Origin of the sequence: Halopenitus sp. POP-27 (assembly GCF_029889855.1) — an archaeon.
In the GTDB taxonomy this organism is placed as follows: domain Archaea; phylum Halobacteriota; class Halobacteria; order Halobacteriales; family Haloferacaceae; genus Halopenitus; species Halopenitus malekzadehii.
Window position 1 is genome coordinate 89926 of record NZ_JARANU010000007.1, and the last position, 16741, is coordinate 106666.

A 16741-nucleotide genomic window follows, 5' to 3' on the forward strand; every position below is an offset into this window, starting at 1 on the left:
GACCTACCGGTTGAGCGTGTGAATCGCCTGCCCCATCGCGTTCTCGGCGGCCTCCATCACGGCCTCCGCCAGCGTGGGGTGGGTGTGAACGGTCGTCGCGACGTCCTCGAGCGTCGCACCCGTCTCGACCGCGAGGCCGATCTCCGCGATCAGTTCGGAGGCGTCGGGTCCCACGATCTGCCCGCCGAGCACGGCGTGGCCGTCGGCGTCGGCGACGATGCGAACGAAGCCGTCGGTCGCGTCGGCGGTCATCGCGCGCCCGGACGCCCGGAACGGCATCTCGCCGACGACGGGGTCGAATCCCTCCTCGGCGGCCTCGGCCTCCGTGCGTCCGACCGTGGCGATCTCGGGGTCGGTGAACACCGCGTTCGGGACGACCTGCCCGTCGGCGTCGCCAGCGGGTTCGCCCGCGATGGTTTCGGCGGCGACGATGCCCTCGTGGCTGGCGGCGTGGGCGAGCATCGGATCGCCGGCGACATCGCCGACCGCGAAGACGTGGTCGAGGTCGGTCCGGCCCTGCGCGTCCGTCTCGAGGACGCCGTTCTCGTCGGGCTCGAGGCCGATAGCCTCGAGTTCGAGCGTGTCCGTGACCGGCTCGCGACCGACCGCGACCAGCACGCGGTCGGCCCCATAGACCGACTCCTCGCCGTCCTCGGTCTCGGTGACGATCTCGATCCCGTCGTCGGTCTCGCGCAGATCGCGTGCGCCCTCGCCGAACGAGAAGTCGATCCCCAGCTCCTCGGCCCGCGAGCGAACGACGCGTTTCACGTCGTCCTCGTAGATCGGGAGTATGTCGTCGAGCATCTCGACGACGGTGACGTCGGCGCCGAGCTTGGCGAAGGTCGTGGAGAGCTCCATCCCGATGTAGCCGGCGCCGACGACCACGAGCCGGTCGGGAACCGTCTCCGTGCCGAGCGCGTCCCTCGAGGACCACACCGCGTCGTCGGCGAACGGGAAGCCCGGAACCTCGATCGGCCGGCTTCCCGTCGCCACGATCGCGTGCTCGAAGGCGATCGTCTCGGGCGTCGCGTCCGCGCCGGCGACGTCCAACTCGGATTCGGAGGCGAACGTCGCCGTTCCCTCGACGAGGGTCACGCCGTTCGCCTTACAGAGCTTCTCCACGGAGCGGCTCATCCGGGAGACGACGCCGGCGGTCCACTCCTGCAGCGTCGGCATATCGACCTCGACGTCGCCCCGAAGACCCAGATCGGTCGCGTGGGTCGCGTCGTGGGCGAGGTCGGCCGCGTGGATGTACGCCTTCGAGGGAATACACCCCGCGTTGAGACAGACGCCCCCGTAGGCGTCCCTCTCGACGAGCGTCACGTCGAGACCGTGCTGTGCGGCGCGGATCGCGGCGACGTATCCGCCGGGTCCGGCGCCGATGACCGCTACGTCCGTGTCGATGTGTGCGTCGGTGGTGCTCATTGTGGTGGTGAATCACGCGGCATCGCGGCGACGACCCACCCGTCTCCGGGAGGGACGGTGCGACCACGTGAGGTGAACGCGCGAGTCCCGTCCGTTCGGTGGGGGCTCACGCTCATCGTCCGTATCGTCCGATCGTCAATGGTTCGCGAGGTGGTTTATACGTTCCCAATCGGGCCAGCGTGGGTCACTCCGAGCCCTTGCGAAACCGATCGTCGACCGCCGTATTGACCGACTGAGCGGTCGGGAGATGCCACCCGAACCGGACGGCATACAGTCGGGTTCCGACGGTGACCGCTGCACACAGCGCGGCGGCGACGTTGCCGGCGCCGAGCGCGACGGCGAGGAGCCAGTAGGTCGTCCCACCGAGGACGGCACAGCTGGCGTAGAAGTCGGTCACCAGGATGAACGGCGATCGATCGAGCAGGATGTCGGCGAATGCGCCGCCGCCGACCGCGTTGATGGTGGCGATGGCGACGACGCCGAAGCTCGACACTCCGGTTTCGGTCGCCACGATGGCGCCGGTGGTCGTGAACGCCGCCAACCCGACCGCGTCCGAAACGACGGTTATCGGGTGGTCGTCCGGGGTGTCCAACACGAGGTGTAGCCCCACGGCGAGGCTCACCCCGACCATCCCGAGCGAGATCTCACCCATCGAACTGAGCGCAAGCGGGATCCGGCCGACGATCACGTCCCTTGTCGCGCCGCCGACGAACGCCGTGGTGAGGCCGACGACGGTGATCCCGAACAGGTCGAACTCCTCGCGTATCGCCTTCGCGGCCCCGACGAGGGCGAACGCGATCAGGCCGATCGAGTTCATGATCGCGAACGGATCACCCAGGACGGCTCGAAGCGACTCGTACACCTGTGGATACGGTTTGGCGGGAAGCACCCTTGAACGCTGTGGTTTCGGGGGGTCCGAGTGGTTCGGTCGTCGACTGGGCGCCGATCCGGCCATTCCGTCGATCCGGTCATCCAGTCGACGCCGTCGGCCGCAATCGCGTGGAGTCACGTCTCGAACGATCGCCGATAGATCCCCGATCAGCTGCCGATGGATCCCCGATCAGCCACCGATGGATTTTTATATAGAAATGAGAGAGGGAGTACCAGCCATGGTATGGTATGAAAGTTTAACAGTCGTTCCAGCATATATGGATATCGCTAACAGTCGATGGTTGTGGCTCTCCACGTTGCCCGTCGTTTCGGTCGTGTTGCTGCAGGCGGCGATCTTCCTCCGGCGGGCCTGGAACGACGGGAAGGAGATGGGACTCTCCGATGACCAGCTTCGTTCCGGCTTCAAGACCGGATTCATCTCGGCGATCGGCCCCGCCGTCGCCGTCCTGGTCGGGATGTTGGCGCTGATCGCGACCGTCGGCGGTCCCGTCGCCTGGATGCGCCTGTCGGTCATCGGGTCGGTCGCGTTCGAGCTCCCGGCAGCCGAGCTGGGCGTCAGCCAGTTCGGCTACGGGCTGGGTGACGAGGGGATCACCGAGACCGCGTACGCCACGGCGGTCTGGTCGATGACGCTGGGCGGCACCGGCTGGCTGCTCGTTTCGGCGCTCGGAACGCCGCATATGGAGAAGGCGCGACAGAAGTTGGGGAACGGCAAGGAGAAGCTCATCCCGATCATCAGCTCCGCCGCGATGCTCGGCGCGTTCGCCTACTTCCTGACCGGCGAGGTCACCACGGGCTCCCCGGAGGCCGGGTCCGTCGCCGTGGGAGGGCTCGTGATGTTGGTGTTGTTGCGGATCGCTGACGAGCGTGACCTCCAGTGGATACGCGAGTGGGCGCTCGGCGTGGCGATGATCGTCGGCCTCTTCGTCGGCGTCGCGCTGCAGGTCACCGTGGGGGGAGGGTGGTAAGATGTCCGAGCAATCAGCCGCAGCCGACGGATCGGACGCCGGTTCGGACGTCTACCAGGACAGCTTCATTCCGTACATCAACACGTGGGGGCGCCGGACGAACCTCCTGGCGGTGCTGCTGTCGTTGGGGCCCGCGGTCGTCCTCCTCACGGTCTTCGACATCGTGCCGCCGTCACAGGCGGTCATCGGCGCGTTCGTCTCGGTGGCGGCGACGTTCGGCATCTTCTGGGTCGTCGAGCCGATCTCGTATTACCCCGTACTGGGGATCCCGGGCACCTATATGGCGTTCCTCTCCGGTAACATCTCGAACCTCCGGCTGCCCTGTGCCGCCGCGGCCCAGGAGAGCGCGGACGTCCAAACCGGCACGCCGCAGGGGAGCATCATCTCGACGATCGCGATCGGGGCGTCGATCGTCGTGAACACGACGTTGCTTGGCGTCGGCGCCTTCGCGCTCGTGTCGGCGTTCCAGGCGATGCCCGATCTGTGGCAGAACGCGCTCGAATCTTACCTCGTTCCCGCGGTGTTCGGGGCGATCTTCGCGCAGTTCGGACGCGATTACCCGAAGGTCGCCGCCGTCGGGTTCGTGCTCGCGCTGGCGATGACGCTGCTGTTGGAGCAGGGCCTGCTCAACTTCCTCCCGGGCTACCCGCTGTACGTGGTGATCATCGTCTCCGTCTTCGGAACGATCCTGATCGCCCGATGGATGTGGGAACAGGGGATGATCGAGGCCCCCGACGACTCCTGAAAAGCAGCAAGAATCAAGAGGTTGCGAGCGAATCTATAAACAACGACCGACACCCCATGACAACCCAAACGACGATCCCATCGGACGCGGAGTTGACGGAATTGCGACGCGAGTTCCACCGCTACCCCGAACCTGGGTGGTGTGAGTTCCGAACGACGGTGCGGATCGTCGAGGAACTGGAACGGATGGGCGTCGACGAGATCCACGTCGGCCCTGACGCCCTCGATTCCGAGGAGCGGCTGGGCGTGCCTGACGACGACGTCCTCGCGGAGTGGTTCGAGAAGGCGGCCGCGGAGACCGACCGGACGGACGTTCTCGAACGGCTCGAAGGCGGTCACACCGGCGCGGTCGCCGTCGTCGAGAACGGCGAGGGCCCGACCGTCGGCCTACGTGTGGACATCGACGCGCTGCCGATCACCGAGTCGACCGACGACGACCATCGACCCGCCGCGGAGGGCTTCCGGTCGGCGAACGAGGGGTATATGCATGCCTGCGGCCACGACGCCCACATCACGTTCGGGCTCGGGGTCCTCCGAACGGTGCTTGACGGCGAGTTCTCGGGGACGTTCAAGGTCTTCTTCCAGCCCTCCGAGGAGCTGTTGGGCGGCGGCAAGGCGATGGCTGCCGGTCCGCACGTCGACGACGTCGACCACCTGTTCGGCGCCCACGTCGGCCTGGACACGCCGGTGGGAACGGTCGTGGCCGGGCTCGACGAGGCGCTGGCCCTCTCCCGGATGGACGTCACCTTCGAGGGCGAGTCAGCCCACGCCGGCCTGGCGCCGAACGAGGGTCGGAACGCGGTGCAGGCGTTCATCGCCGCCGCGGACAACATCTACGCGATCCCGCGCCATCGGGAGGGGAACACGCGCGTGAACGTCGGCGGGATTCACGCCGACAACGCCGCCAACGTCATCGCCGATCGCGTCACCGCGTCGGTCGAGGTTCGCGGCGAATCCACCGAGCTGATGGAGTACATGCGCGATGCCGTCGATCGGTACGTCGAGACGGCGGCGGAGATGCACGAGTGTGAGGCCACCGTCGAGCTCACCGGCGAGTCGATCCGGCAGGACAGTGACGAGGAGCTCGTGGAGCTGGTGAGCGGGATAGTGACCGACCACCCCGACTCGCTCTCGCTGGTCCGCCGCGACGCCCTGGCGGCGAGCGAGGACGCCACGTACCTGATGCAGGCCGTCTCGGAGAACGGCGGCACGGCGACGTACCTGGGCATCGGCGCCAGCAACCCGAGCGGTCACCACACCCCCGCCTTCGACATCGACGAGCGGAGCCTCTCGATCGGCGTGTCGGTGCTGTCCGACTCCGTGTTGACGCTCCTCGCCTAGCACCGATCGAACGGCCGTCGCCTGACGCCGCGCGCCGCGGCTGGCGGCCGGTTCGATCGCTGCAGCTGAGTCGGACGATTTCTAAATATATTTGATACGATCCGGATCCTCTCTCGGATCCATTATATAACCACACCAGGAGCCTCTCGGCTGACTCCCGATCGTGGATCCGCGTTCGATACGTTCACACGGTCGTTCCGATCCAGAGGGCGATGGCTCGTTGCAAACCCAGTCGCGTTCCGTTCGCCATCCCACCGCCACTCAGTCCCCGATTCAGTCCCCGATTCCGTTCCCGATTCCGTCGTTGATTCCATCGTTGATTCCGTCCCCGGTTCCGCCCTCGATTCCGCCCTCGATTCCGTCCCCGGTTCCGTCCCGGATGCCGAGCCGGACGTCGACGAACCTGTGTCCGATGATCGACCAGATCTGCGGGTCGTCCGGATGTAAATCTAGACGAACAGTCATATATAATTACATATCATATAATGTATTAAACACGATTTTAGAAGACCACGTGGGGTGACGGATCGACGTAGGGGGGACGCCTCGTACCGAGTGAAGATCCCGTCGATCGACCCCACGACCGCGGCGACCGGATATGTTGGAGACCGGATCGCAAAAACCCTTAAAAGCGTCTCGAACGTACCCATACCTATGCATAAAGACGAACTCCTCGAACTCCACGAACAGATGGTAACGATCATGGAGCACTTTCGCGAGCGCGAGGACGTCCGATCGGTGCTGTTCGATCCCTACGAGGAACTCGACATCGATCCGTCACACGTTCATAAGTCCAAGAGCGAGCACAAACACGCGGTGTTCGTCCTCGGCAACGCGCTGGCGACGGCGATGAGCGAGGACGAATTCTCGGCGGCGGGCCGCGTCGGCAAACGGATGGAGGAGCTCGCCGACGACGCCGAAAGCAAGATCTGACGACGAGGATTCTGCTGTGCACCGGTCGCCACGAGCGTGAGCTGCAGCACTGGAACGCCGTCATCTCCGTTCGTTCGATCCGGTCCTCCGGCGGGATGGCCCGCAAGCAACCCTCAAGGCGTCCCGGACGAAACGGGGGGTATGAACGACACCGCGGACGTCGACCTGACGGTCCGCGCCGCCGAGAAGCGCGATGCCGGCCGCGGGATCGCACGTCTCTCGGAGTCGACTCGTACACGCCTCGGCGTCCTCAGCGGCGATACCGTTCGGATCGAGGGTGACCGAGCGACGGTCGCGAAGGTGTGGCCCGGCGGCCACGACGTCCCCGACGGCGCGGTCCGGATCGATGCGGACACCCGTGCCAACGCCGGCGTCAAGGTGGGCGAGACGGTTCGTGTCTCGCCGGTCGCGGTCGCGGACGCCGCCGCCGTGACCCTCGAGGCCCCGGGAAGCCTGGAGACCGTCGACGTGGACCGCGAGACGATCGAGCGGTCGATCGCCCGCGACCTCCGGGACCGCCCGCTCACGGCCGGGGAGTCCGTCCACGTCGAGCGCCTGGGCGGGCTCCGGTTCACCGTCACGTCGACCGATCCCGAGGGAACCGTCCGCCTCACCGATCGGACCGACGTCTCGGTCGTCCCCGCCGAGGGATCGGGCGGATCGACCGCCGAGACGGACGTCGACACCACGCCCGATTCCGGGGAGGGCAGCTCCGGGACGTCGGAGCCCGGGACACTCGACACCGGAGCGTCCGATCTCGGAGCACCCGACACCGGAGCGTCGGGTCCCGAGTCCGTCCGCACCGAGGAGCCCCTTCGAGCCGGCGCAACCTACGAGGACATCGGCGGCCTCGACGAGGAACTCGATCTGGTTCGGGAGCTGATCGAGTTGCCGCTCTCCTCGCCGGAGCTGTTCACCCGGCTCGGCGTCGACCCGCCGAAGGGCGTTCTGCTGTACGGCCCACCCGGGACCGGGAAGACGCTGATCGCCCGCGCGGTCGCCAACGAGGTCGACGCCACCTTCATCACGGTGGACGGCCCCGAGATCACCTCGAAGTACAAGGGCGAAAGCGAAAAGCGGCTGCGTGAGGTGTTCGAGCGTGCGCGGGAGGCATCCCCGGCGATCGTCTTCTTCGACGAGATCGACTCGATCGCCGGCGAGCGGGACGACGGCGGCGATCTCGAGAACCGGGTCGTCGGTCAGCTGCTCTCGCTGATGGACGGGCTCGATGCCCGCGGGGACGTGATCGTGATCGGCGCGACGAACCGCGTCGACGCGCTCGATCCCGCCCTGCGCCGCGGCGGTCGATTCGACCGCGAGATCGAGATCGGCGTCCCCGGAGAGGCCGGGCGGCGACAGATCCTCGACGTTCACACCCGGCGCACCCCGCTTGCCGAGGACGTCGACCTCGAGACGATCGCCGCTCGCACCCACGGATTCGTGGGCGCCGACCTGGAGAGCCTCACCCAGGAGGCGGCGATGACGGCGCTGCGGCGCGCGCGGGAGGCCGGCGCGGACCTCACCGAGGTAACGGTGACGCGGGGCGACTTCGAGGACGCCCTCACCGCGGTGGAGCCGAGCGCGATGCGCGAGTACGTCGCGGAGACGCCCGAAACCACCTTCGCGGACGTCGGCGGGCTCGAACCGGCCAAACGAGCCCTCGAAAAGGCCGTCACCTGGCCGCTCTCGTACGGGCCCCTCTTCGAGGCCGCAGCGGCCGATCCGCCGACCGGGGTCCTCCTGCACGGGCCACCAGGAACCGGCAAGACGCTGCTTGCGCGGGCGATCGCGGGCGAAAGCGGGGTCAACTTCATCCAGGTCGCGGGTCCCGAGTTGCTCGACCGCTACGTCGGCGAGTCCGAGAAGTCCGTCCGCGAGGTGTTCGAGCGCGCCCGCCAGACCGCCCCGACGATCGTCTTCTTCGACGAGATCGACGCGATCGCGACGGCGCGTGGTGGAGGCGGAGGCGGCGCAGCCGGAAGCTCCGGGGGCGGATCCGCGGTCGGCGAGCGTGTCGTCTCCCAGCTGCTCACCGAACTCGACCGCGCCGCCGAGAACCCATCGCTCGTGGTGATCGCTGCCACTAACCGGCGGGACGCCCTCGACCCCGCCCTGTTGCGTCCGGGACGGCTCGAGACCCACGTCGAGGTCCCGAACCCGGACCGGGAGGCCCGCGTCGCGATCCTGGAGGTCCACACGACCGACCAGCCCCTCGCCGCGGACGTCGACCTCGACGCGATCGCCGCGGAGACCGCCGGGCTCTCGGGCGCCGAACTCGCCGCGATCTGTCGGGAGGCCGCCCTCGCCGCGATCGAGGACGTGACCGAAACCTACGGCGAGTCCGCGGTCGACCACTCCGATGCGGTTCGGATCACCGCCGACCACTACCGGACGGCGGTGAAGCGGGTCGTCGAGTCCCGATCCTGAGCTGTCCGCTCCCGGGGGACGATCCCGTGCGGTCCGCTCCCGGGGGGCGATCCCGTGCACTCCGCTCCCGGGGAACGATCGTTTTTGTCGATCGCGTGCCTGCAGTCGGTATGGACCGGCCCGGGGCCCGGGAGGTCGCCCGTCGGATCGTGGCCACGGCGATGGACGGCGCGCGCACCGTCGGCGGCGGCGAACTCGCCGCGGTGTTTCTCGTCGTCCCGGGCGTGCTCGTCGTCGCACACCTCCTGCCCGGCAGCGACGCGTGGGCGTTCTCGCTCGCGAACGACAGCGTCCTCACGAGCCGATGGACGCTCTGGACGGCGTTCGCCTCGAGTTACGTCCACGCGGACGTGAACCACCTGCTTCACAACGTGGCCGTCTACTGGATGATCGTCGGCGTGGCGTACCCGTTGTCGGCGGTGGCGGGATGGCGATCCCGGTTCGCCGGCGTCACGATCGCGTGCCTGCTCGTGGTTCCGCTCGTCTCGGCGTGGGCGACGCTGACCGCACTCGGCCCGATCACTGACGCGCCGTCGATCGGGTTTTCCGACGTCAATACCGCCCTCCTGGGGTACCTCCTCGTCGTGTGGTTCGTCGCCGCCGATCGGTCGACCCACGGCCGGATCCCGCGGGAGTGGGTATCGGTTGCGGCGCCGGCGTCGGTCGCCGTCATCCTTGCGACCCCCTCGTCGGTGTGGTACTTCCCCCAGTATCCGGCCGCGGCGGCGGTCGCGGCCGGGGTGAGCGCGCTCGCGTTCGCCCGGATCCGGCTGCGACGGTCGGCGGGATCCGGCCGTCGGGACTCGGTCGCGTCCCCGACGTCTTCCGCCCCGATCGACCCGGTTCGGGAGTTCCTCCTCGTCCTCGGCGCGAGCGTCGTCGTCTCCGGGATCGTCGGATCGATGCTCCTCGTCCCGCCGGGATCGAACGTCTGGGCCCACCTGGCCGGCTATCTCGTCGGGCTGGCGGCGGCGCTCCCACTCGTCGGTGTCGAACGGTAGCCAGCCACCCGCCGTGCGCCGCGGTCGTGACTCAGATCTTCGAGACGAGGTCCGTGAGGGCCGCGCTCGGGTCGTCGGCCTTCGCGACGCCGGAGGCGAGCAGGACGCCCGAGGCGCCGAGGTCGGCGGCCGCCGCGACGTCCGACCCGGTCGAGACGCCGGCGCCACAGAACACGTCGACCGCGTCGTCGACCTGGTTCACCGCCGTGACGGCGTCCGTGACGATGTCCGGGTCGGCGCTCGCGACCGAGACGTCGCCGCCGATGAGTGTCGGCGGCTCGACCGCGACCGCGTCCGGTCCGAGCGCCGCCGCGGCGCCGGCCTGGGCGGGGTTGTTGGCACAGACGATCGTCTCGAGACCGTTGTCGGCGGCCACCTCGCGGGCGCGGTCGATGTCCGCGAGCGTGAGCCGGCGCTCGGAGTGGTTGATCAGGGTGCCGACCGCGCCGGCGTCGGCGACCGTCGCCGGGCGTGTCGATCCGGTGTGGGACCCGTGGTCGATCGGCGAGACGTGTTGGGCCCACGTCTCGACGCCGGTGTCGGCGACGCGCGCGAGGTCGGCCGCCTGCGGGGCGACGGCGATCCGAACACCGGCGTCGTCGGCGACGTCTCGTGCGGCCGTCGCGACCGCGATCGGGTCACAGGGATACGCCTTCAGGTTGACGAGAACGAACATACCCGCAGTCGACGGTGCCCGCGCAAATAGTTTGATACTCGGCATCGACGGTCGCCGAAACCGCATCGCCGAAAACTACAAGCGTTCGACTGCCCTGTCGGCGTATACGTACCGTCCGTATGTCACTCATCGAACTCATTGCCCGGGTGGAGGCGACCGCAGCAACCCTGCTGGTCGTCAATGCGAACGCCACGGCACGCGAGGAGCTGGCGGAGACGTTCGCCGACCGCAACCTCGTGGTGACCGAGGCCACGCTCCCCGGAGCACCCGACCGGTTCGCCGTGCTCGCTCGTGACGGGGAGTTCGTCACCGCGGTGGCGATCGACGACCTCCTGTCCCCGTCCCGGACCTCGCAGAACGACTCGTCATCGGGCGGCCCGTCATCGGACGAAACGGCCCCGGAGTTCGATCGGCGATCGTACGCCTCGGTCCTCGACGCGCTCGATGAGACGACGTTCACCTCCTACTCGAAGCGGAAGATGGTGGCGGCCTCCCGGGAGATCGAGGACCGCGCGTGGCGGGTCGGATCCGGGGAGCTTCACGCGGGCTTTCAGACGCTTGCGACGCTCGGGGGGACCGTCGAGACGTACAACCGACTGGCGGAGCGCGAGGGGCTGGCCGTCAACGCCTACGCCGCGCCGGAGGGGCCGGTTCCGGATGCCGACTTCGAGGTCCACGTCGAACGCGCACCCGAGATCCGGGAGACGTGGTTCGTGGCCTACGACGGCGGCGGTCTCGAGGAGAACGCGTGTCTACTGCTTGCCGAGGAGCGTGAACCGAACCGATTCTTCGGGTTCTGGACCTACGACCACGAAACCGTCGACGAGGCGATCGCGCACGTCTCGGAAACGTACGGCGTCACCGCACCCGGCGGCGCCGACGAGTGACCCGGTCCGGACCCGACCCGCTTCCAGTCTGCTTCCAGTCCGATCGTCCGCCGTCGATCAATCCTTTCGCTTGACGACGTCGCCGAGCGTCATCGACGAGGAGTCCCCGGAGTCCCACTCCTCGTCGACGTCGGTCCCCTCGACGATCGATATCTCGAGCGTCCGTTCGAGCTTCCGCTGGACGTCGTCCGGCGGAAGGATGTCGCCGCGCTCGAGCTTGCGGATGAGGCTCGCCTTCTCGTTGAGCTGGTCGGCGAGCTCCTCCTGGCTGAGTCCGCGTTCCTCCCGAGCCTTCCGGATCCGATCGTCGTAATCGGCCGCGACCTCGTCCATCTCGTCGAACATGTCCCGACGGCGACCGCCGCCAGAGGAGCCGGCGGAGCCGGACCCCGAACCGGAGCCGGAGCTGGATCCGGAGGAGCCGGACGACTTGCCCGAGCTGGAAGACGTCGAATACTTGCTCGTGGTCGTGGAGTCGGGCTCCTGGCGAACCTCCGTCCCGAAGTCCGTACAGGAGTCACAGAGCTCCAGTTCGGCGCCTTCGACCTTCGTCGTCGTCAGCGAGGCCTGCTCGGCGCCGCACATCTCACACTGTGGCATACCTCCGGCTAACGCGTCCGGTGTTATAAACCGTACGCTGCGATCGAAACCGTACGCTGATACGGCCGGGGGCGAACGGACGGATATGGACGCACACATCACGCCCGGCGACGTCGGCGGGACCATCCGGGCACCCCCCTCGAAGAGCTACACCCACCGGGCGATCCTCGCGGCGGGCTACAGCGACGAGGCGATCGTTCGGTCCCCGCTCGACAGCGCCGACACGCGGGCGACTGCCCGCGCGGTCGAAGCGTTCGGCGGCACGGTCGATCGCGACCCGGACGCCGACGCATCCGGTGGGGCCGACGAGGAGGCGTTCGTCATCGACGGGTTCGCCGGCGACCCGTCAGTCCCCGACGACGTCATCGACTGTGCCAACTCCGGAACCACGACGCGACTCGTCGCCGGCGCCGCCGGACTCGCGGACGGTGGGAGCGTCCTCACCGGCGACGCGTCGCTCCGGTCGCGCCCGCAGGGTCCACTCCTCGACGCGCTCGAGCAGCTCGGTGCGCGAGCAGACTCGACCCGCGGGAACGGGCAGGCGCCACTCGTGGTGTTCGGCCCCATATCGGGCGGCGACGTCGCCATCCCGGGAGACGTCTCCTCGCAGTACATCACCGCGCTGCTGCTTGCCGGGGCGGCAAGCGACGAGGGGATCACGATCGACCTCACGACCGACCTCAAGTCGGCACCCTACGTCGACATCACCCTGGAGGTGCTCGCGGATTTCGGCGTCGACGCCGAGCCGATCGGCAGCGACACGGCCGCGGGCGCTGACGGGTTCCGAGTCGCCGGCGGCCAGCGATACGCCCCGGACGACGGGACGTACACGGTTCCGGGGGACTTCTCGTCGATCTCCTACCTCGCCGCGGCGGGCGCCGTCGCGGCAGCCCCCGACGACGCCGTCACGGTCCGGGGCGCGGTCGAGAGCGCACAGGGTGACACGGCGATCGTCGACGTTCTCGACCGGATGGGGGCCGACATCGAGTGGGACCGCGCGGACGCGACCATCCACGCCCGCCGCAGCGACCTCTCCGGGGTCGAGGTCGACGTCGGCGACACGCCCGATCTGCTCCCCACGATCGCGGCGCTCGGCGCGGTCGCCGACGGCGAGACCCGGATCGTGAACTGCGAACACGTCCGGTACAAGGAGACCGACCGCGTGTCGGCGATGGCCGAGGAGCTCTCGGCGATGGGTGCAAGCGTCACCGAGGACCCGGACACGCTGACGATCCACGGCGGCGAGAGCGACCTCCACGGCGCGACCGTGGACGGCCGCGGGGACCACCGGTTGGTGATGGCCCTCTCGGTCGCGGCGCTGGTCGCGGACGGGGAGACGACCGTTCAGGGCGCCGAACACGTCGACGTCTCCTTCCCGGACTTCTTCCAGACGCTTGCGGATTTGGGCGTCGACGTCAATCTGGAGTAGCCGCCGATCCGAGGTCATCGTCGATCCGGAGTAGCGACCGGCAGCCGCCACGAACTGGCATCGAGCGCCGAAACGCCCTTCGGCGTCCGACGAGTACGATGGGTATGAGCGATTCCGCTGCCGACCCCGATCGGACCGATCCCGAGCCGACCGAGTCCGACCCGACGGAGACCGTTGACCCGAACGAGCTGACCGACGAGGAGTGGCGCGACCGGCTCTCCGAGGAGGAGTACCGGATTCTCCGGGAAGCCGGCACCGAGGCGCGCTTTTCCGGCGAGTACGTCGACCACGATGCCGACGGCGTCTACCGGTGTGGCGCCTGCGGGACGACCCTGTTCGATGCCGACACGAAATACGACTCCGGCTGCGGCTGGCCGGCCTTCTACGCCGCCGAGGACGGCGCGGTCACGACCCACCGCGACACGAGCCACGGGATGCACCGCACCGAGGTCCGGTGTGCGAACTGCGACTCCCACCTCGGACACGTCTTCGAGGACGGGCCGGAGCCGACCGGGAAGCGGTTCTGTATCAACTCGGTCGCGATGGCGTTCGACGACGACGCCGAGTAGGAGGTTTATAGGACCGGAAAGCGGCGAATTCGCCCGCTACTGGTTCGCCGAGCGCTCGTCGAGCGCCACGGGGATCGACCGCGAGGCGACGTCGGCGGCGAAGGCGCCCCCGTCCGTCGCGAGCGTCTCGATCGTGTCGTAATGGATCGGCACGACCAGCTCTGGATCCAGCCGCTCAGCGAGGTCGGCCGCCTCGTGGCGGTCCGCGACCACCCCGCCGCCGATGTTCGCGAGGAATACCGTGACGTCGAGCTCGGCGAATCCATCGAGTGCGTCGGAATCACCCGGCCAGAAGACGGTTGTCCCCGCAAGCGACAGCAGGTAGCCGCAGCCGAACCCCTCCGGGTGCGGGACCGTCCCGTCCGACCGGGCACGGGGACCGTCCGGCTCGTTGTAGGCGGGCACCGACCAGACCGTCGCGTCCCCGGCGATCACCCGGTCGGTCTCGTCGACGCGGACGACCTCGTAGTCGGCCGCGAGATCGGCCACCGGCTCGACGTTGCGGTCGATCCGGTCCGCGTCGACGCCGTCGTAGACCACGATCGTCGCGTCCGCGGCCGCGACCGACCGGATCCCGTCCGGGTCGTAGTGGTGGTCGTGGGTGACCACGACGAGGTCGCCGTCCCGCGCCCAGTAGTCGTCGAGCACCCCGTATCGACCGGGGTCGGTGTAGGTCACGAGTCCGTCGGCCGTCTCCAGCCGTGCGGTCGCGTAGCCGAGCCACTCCACCGTCAGGTCGCCGTACCGAACCGTCATTGGTCGCGATCGGCGGGCCGCAGCCTTGAGGCTACCGTCACGGGACGCACCGGAGTCGAGGCACGGATCGTCGTCGACCGCATCGGTCAACGTCGATCGCGGATCACTGCGCGTCGGCGAGCCGCTCGAGGCGCGCAAGCGTATCCGCATCGCCAACGTCCTTGTCCTCGCGGACGCCGACGAACCGCGGGAACCGAAGCGCGTAGCCGGACCCGTAGGTGGGCGACCGCTGGATCTCCTCGTAGCCCACCTCGAAGACGACCCGCGGATCGAACGCCACCGTCGTCCCCTCCTCGGACCGGACGAGCGGCTCGAACCGGTCCGTGAGCGACGCGAGCCGCTCGTCGGTGATCCCCGTGGCGACCTTGCCGACCGGCTCGAACCGCCGGTCCGTGTGTGTGGTTCCGTTCCCGTCGTCGTCACGGTCGACGCGGACCGAGACCTCGAACGTGCCGAACAGCGATGCCCGCCGTCCCTCACCCCACTCGCCGCCGGTCACGACGAGATCGAGCGTCTCAACGTCCGGCTTCCGCTTGAGCCAGTTTCGGCCCCGATCCCCCGGCGTGTACGGCGATTCGGGGTCTTTGAGCATGATTCCCTCGTGGCCCGCCTCCAACGCCCGGCGTTCGATCGCCTCGATCGTCTCCACGTCGTCCGCGAGCGTGAGCGTCGCCGCGAGGTCGGGAACCACCTCGCGAAGCCGGTCGTGACGCGTCGCAAGCGACGTGTCGAGCAGGTCCTCGCCGTCGTGGTGGAGACAGTCGAAGGCATGAAACCGGAGGTCGACCTCCTCGCGCATCCGGTCGACGTCGTGCTTCCGGCGAAACCGCCGGAGCACCTCCTGAAACGGGAGCGGATCGCCGTCCGCGTCGACCGCGACGACCTCGCCGTCGAGGATGACCGGGACGTCGACGCGGTCCTCGATCAGCTCGACGACCTCGGGCAGCGGTCCGGTGACGTCGTCCATATTCCGCGAGTAGAGTTTCGGGCCGACGTCGCCGTTTGACGGCGTGTTCTCGTCCGTCGGCGGATCGCCGTTCGCCGGCGGCGCATAGTGGACCTGCACGCGCGCACCGTCGAACTTGGTCTCCACCGCCGCCCGGTCCCACTCCGAAAGCGCGTCGGCGGCCGTCCCGGCCTGCGCGAGCATCGCCTGCACCGGCCGACCCACGACCAATCGTTGCTCCGCGAGCCCGGACCGGCCGCGATCGCGAGCGATCGTCGCGACGCGCCCGTAGTCGTTGGTCACCTGGAGGGCACGTTCGACCGCTGCGACGTCCGCCTCGGTCGCGGCGAGCACGTCGTTCTCCTCGCGTACTACATCCTCGCCATCCTCCGTCGCCTCCGCCTCGCCGTCACCGGACGCTGCTCCGTCGACATCGCCGGGCGCCTCACCGGCCGATCCCGATTCCGTCTCCGTCGCCAGGAACGCTTCCGCGATCGCGTCCCGAATCGTCCCCTCGCCGACGCCGAGCCGCATTTCGCCAAGCACGAGCCGGGCGAGGATCGTGGCCTCCGGCGGGTCGAGTCGGTTGAACAGGCCGAACAGCGTGTCGAGTTTCGTCCCCTCGCTGCCGTCGCCCTCGACGGCGGCGATCTCCCGAAGCGTGTCGTCGACGTCGGCAACGGCCACGGTCGCGTCGGCCCCGTCCGTCGAGAACGCGGCGAGACCACGCTGCCCACCCATATCGTACGACGCCGCGACCGCACCGATCTCGCCACGGTCGGCGAGTCGGTCCTCGACGTCGGCGGTGTCCACGTTCGGGCCGGCCGCCTTGGCGATCGCCTCCCGACAGAGAGCCGGACCGACGTCGATCGTGCGCGTTTCGTGAGCCGGGAAGACACGACCGAGCAGAAACCGGACGACGGTCTCGAGGTCCTCGTCGGCGTCCGCGAGCAGATCCGCCACGATCCGGGTCGTCGCGTGGTCGGCTTCGGTCCTCTCGATCGCCTCGGCACGGGTGGCGAACGTGGCGAACTCCATACGCCGGATCCGCCGGTCCCGGTGAAAAACACGCCGATGGGAGACGACTCGGAGGCTCGGTGGTTCGGCGGCTCGGTGACTCGGCAAGCTCGGTGGCTGGCCGTCACGAG

General features: G+C 68.6%; 16 protein-coding genes. 9 read left to right on the forward strand and 7 right to left on the reverse strand.

Annotation, left to right across the window (positions count from 1 at the left end; all coding sequences use genetic code 11):
* Positions 1–3: 3 nt before the first annotated feature.
* Both lpdA and OQF70_RS06230 read right to left on the reverse strand, forming a co-directional pair.
* Entirely contained in the window at positions 4–1425 is a 1422-nt protein-coding gene (gene lpdA, locus OQF70_RS06225; protein ID WP_280536501.1) for a dihydrolipoyl dehydrogenase, read from the reverse strand.
* Between the two features lie 184 nt (positions 1426–1609).
* Positions 1610–2242 carry a TRIC cation channel family protein gene (locus tag OQF70_RS06230; RefSeq protein ID WP_280536502.1) on the reverse strand — a complete coding sequence of 211 codons (633 nt, stop codon included), beginning with the start codon at positions 2240–2242 and terminating at the stop codon, positions 1610–1612.
* A 331-nt stretch (positions 2243–2573) separates the two neighbouring features.
* Between OQF70_RS06230 and OQF70_RS06235 the strand changes: the two genes are divergently transcribed.
* The 3 genes from OQF70_RS06235 to OQF70_RS06245 are packed head-to-tail and all read left to right on the forward strand — an operon-like array spanning position 2574 to position 5369.
* A complete protein-coding gene (locus OQF70_RS06235) occupies positions 2574–3284 on the forward strand; it encodes a DUF5058 family protein (protein ID WP_280536503.1) in 711 nt (236 codons plus the stop codon).
* A 1-nt stretch (position 3285) separates the two neighbouring features.
* Complete coding sequence (locus OQF70_RS06240; protein ID WP_280536504.1) at positions 3286–4029, forward strand: hypothetical protein; 744 nt, start codon at positions 3286–3288, stop codon at positions 4027–4029.
* A gap of 56 nt (positions 4030–4085) precedes the next feature.
* Complete coding sequence (locus OQF70_RS06245; protein WP_280536505.1) at positions 4086–5369, forward strand: amidohydrolase; 1284 nt, start codon at positions 4086–4088, stop codon at positions 5367–5369.
* Between the two features lie 273 nt (positions 5370–5642).
* Here the strand turns inward: OQF70_RS06245 and OQF70_RS06250 are convergent, their stop codons facing one another.
* Positions 5643–5834 (reverse strand): hypothetical protein, encoded by a 192-nt coding sequence (locus OQF70_RS06250; RefSeq protein ID WP_280536506.1) that lies wholly within the window; start codon positions 5832–5834, stop codon positions 5643–5645.
* Positions 5835–6023: 189 nt separating this feature from the next.
* Here OQF70_RS06250 and OQF70_RS06255 point away from each other — a divergent pair, with 189 nt between their 5' ends.
* The 3 genes from OQF70_RS06255 (at position 6024) to OQF70_RS06265 (ending at position 9730) form a co-directional block, all read left to right on the forward strand.
* Positions 6024–6302 carry a UPF0058 family protein gene (locus tag OQF70_RS06255; protein ID WP_280536507.1) on the forward strand — a complete coding sequence of 93 codons (279 nt, stop codon included), beginning with the start codon at positions 6024–6026 and terminating at the stop codon, positions 6300–6302.
* A gap of 141 nt (positions 6303–6443) precedes the next feature.
* On the forward strand, positions 6444–8729 hold the full coding sequence (locus OQF70_RS06260) for an AAA family ATPase (protein ID WP_280536508.1): 2286 nt from the start codon (positions 6444–6446) through the stop codon (positions 8727–8729).
* A gap of 110 nt (positions 8730–8839) precedes the next feature.
* Positions 8840–9730 (forward strand): rhomboid family intramembrane serine protease, encoded by an 891-nt coding sequence (locus OQF70_RS06265; protein ID WP_280536509.1) that lies wholly within the window; start codon positions 8840–8842, stop codon positions 9728–9730.
* Between the two features lie 31 nt (positions 9731–9761).
* Here OQF70_RS06265 and tpiA read toward each other — a convergent pair whose 3' ends face one another.
* Complete coding sequence (tpiA, locus tag OQF70_RS06270) at positions 9762–10406, reverse strand: triose-phosphate isomerase (protein WP_280536510.1); 645 nt, start codon at positions 10404–10406, stop codon at positions 9762–9764.
* A gap of 119 nt (positions 10407–10525) precedes the next feature.
* On the opposite strand from tpiA, the gene OQF70_RS06275 reads away from it, so the two are divergent.
* Positions 10526–11293 (forward strand): DICT sensory domain-containing protein, encoded by a 768-nt coding sequence (locus OQF70_RS06275; protein WP_280536511.1) that lies wholly within the window; start codon positions 10526–10528, stop codon positions 11291–11293.
* A 57-nt stretch (positions 11294–11350) separates the two neighbouring features.
* Here OQF70_RS06275 and OQF70_RS06280 read toward each other — a convergent pair whose 3' ends face one another.
* Positions 11351–11893, reverse strand: a complete 543-nt coding sequence (locus tag OQF70_RS06280) for a multiprotein bridging factor aMBF1 (protein WP_280536512.1) — start codon at positions 11891–11893, stop codon at positions 11351–11353.
* Positions 11894–11978: 85 nt separating this feature from the next.
* Between OQF70_RS06280 and aroA the strand changes: the two genes are divergently transcribed.
* Both aroA and msrB read left to right on the forward strand, forming a co-directional pair.
* A complete protein-coding gene (gene aroA / locus OQF70_RS06285; RefSeq protein ID WP_280536514.1) occupies positions 11979–13322 on the forward strand; it encodes a 3-phosphoshikimate 1-carboxyvinyltransferase in 1344 nt (447 codons plus the stop codon).
* A gap of 104 nt (positions 13323–13426) precedes the next feature.
* The gene (gene msrB / locus OQF70_RS06290; protein WP_280536515.1) at positions 13427–13891 is read left to right on the forward strand and encodes a peptide-methionine (R)-S-oxide reductase MsrB; all 465 of its coding nucleotides are present in this window, start codon (positions 13427–13429) and stop codon (positions 13889–13891) included.
* Between the two features lie 36 nt (positions 13892–13927).
* Here msrB and OQF70_RS06295 read toward each other — a convergent pair whose 3' ends face one another.
* Together OQF70_RS06295 and ligA are read right to left on the reverse strand one after the other, a co-directional pair.
* Positions 13928–14647 (reverse strand): MBL fold metallo-hydrolase, encoded by a 720-nt coding sequence (locus OQF70_RS06295; protein ID WP_280536516.1) that lies wholly within the window; start codon positions 14645–14647, stop codon positions 13928–13930.
* A gap of 103 nt (positions 14648–14750) precedes the next feature.
* Positions 14751–16631 carry an ATP-dependent DNA ligase LigA gene (gene ligA, locus OQF70_RS06300; protein ID WP_280536517.1) on the reverse strand — a complete coding sequence of 627 codons (1881 nt, stop codon included), beginning with the start codon at positions 16629–16631 and terminating at the stop codon, positions 14751–14753.
* Positions 16632–16741: the final 110 nt, after the last annotated feature.

Coding starts and splice junctions, on each gene's coding strand:
- OQF70_RS06275 (WP_280536511.1), top strand. CDS start 10,526: ATGTCACTCATCGAACTCATTGCCCGGGTGGAGGCGACCGCAGCAACC.
- OQF70_RS06280 (WP_280536512.1), bottom strand. CDS start 11,893: ATGCCACAGTGTGAGATGTGCGGCGCCGAGCAGGCCTCGCTGACGACG.
- OQF70_RS06240 (WP_280536504.1), top strand. CDS start 3,286: ATGTCCGAGCAATCAGCCGCAGCCGACGGATCGGACGCCGGTTCGGAC.
- tpiA (WP_280536510.1), bottom strand. CDS start 10,406: ATGTTCGTTCTCGTCAACCTGAAGGCGTATCCCTGTGACCCGATCGCG.
- OQF70_RS06245 (WP_280536505.1), top strand. CDS start 4,086: ATGACAACCCAAACGACGATCCCATCGGACGCGGAGTTGACGGAATTG.
- OQF70_RS06295 (WP_280536516.1), bottom strand. CDS start 14,647: ATGACGGTTCGGTACGGCGACCTGACGGTGGAGTGGCTCGGCTACGCG.
- aroA (WP_280536514.1), top strand. CDS start 11,979: ATGGACGCACACATCACGCCCGGCGACGTCGGCGGGACCATCCGGGCA.
- lpdA (WP_280536501.1), bottom strand. CDS start 1,425: ATGAGCACCACCGACGCACACATCGACACGGACGTAGCGGTCATCGGC.
- OQF70_RS06235 (WP_280536503.1), top strand. CDS start 2,574: ATGGATATCGCTAACAGTCGATGGTTGTGGCTCTCCACGTTGCCCGTC.
- OQF70_RS06265 (WP_280536509.1), top strand. CDS start 8,840: ATGGACCGGCCCGGGGCCCGGGAGGTCGCCCGTCGGATCGTGGCCACG.
- msrB (WP_280536515.1), top strand. CDS start 13,427: ATGAGCGATTCCGCTGCCGACCCCGATCGGACCGATCCCGAGCCGACC.
- ligA (WP_280536517.1), bottom strand. CDS start 16,631: ATGGAGTTCGCCACGTTCGCCACCCGTGCCGAGGCGATCGAGAGGACC.
- OQF70_RS06230 (WP_280536502.1), bottom strand. CDS start 2,242: ATGAACTCGATCGGCCTGATCGCGTTCGCCCTCGTCGGGGCCGCGAAG.
- OQF70_RS06255 (WP_280536507.1), top strand. CDS start 6,024: ATGCATAAAGACGAACTCCTCGAACTCCACGAACAGATGGTAACGATC.
- OQF70_RS06260 (WP_280536508.1), top strand. CDS start 6,444: ATGAACGACACCGCGGACGTCGACCTGACGGTCCGCGCCGCCGAGAAG.
- OQF70_RS06250 (WP_280536506.1), bottom strand. CDS start 5,834: ATGACTGTTCGTCTAGATTTACATCCGGACGACCCGCAGATCTGGTCG.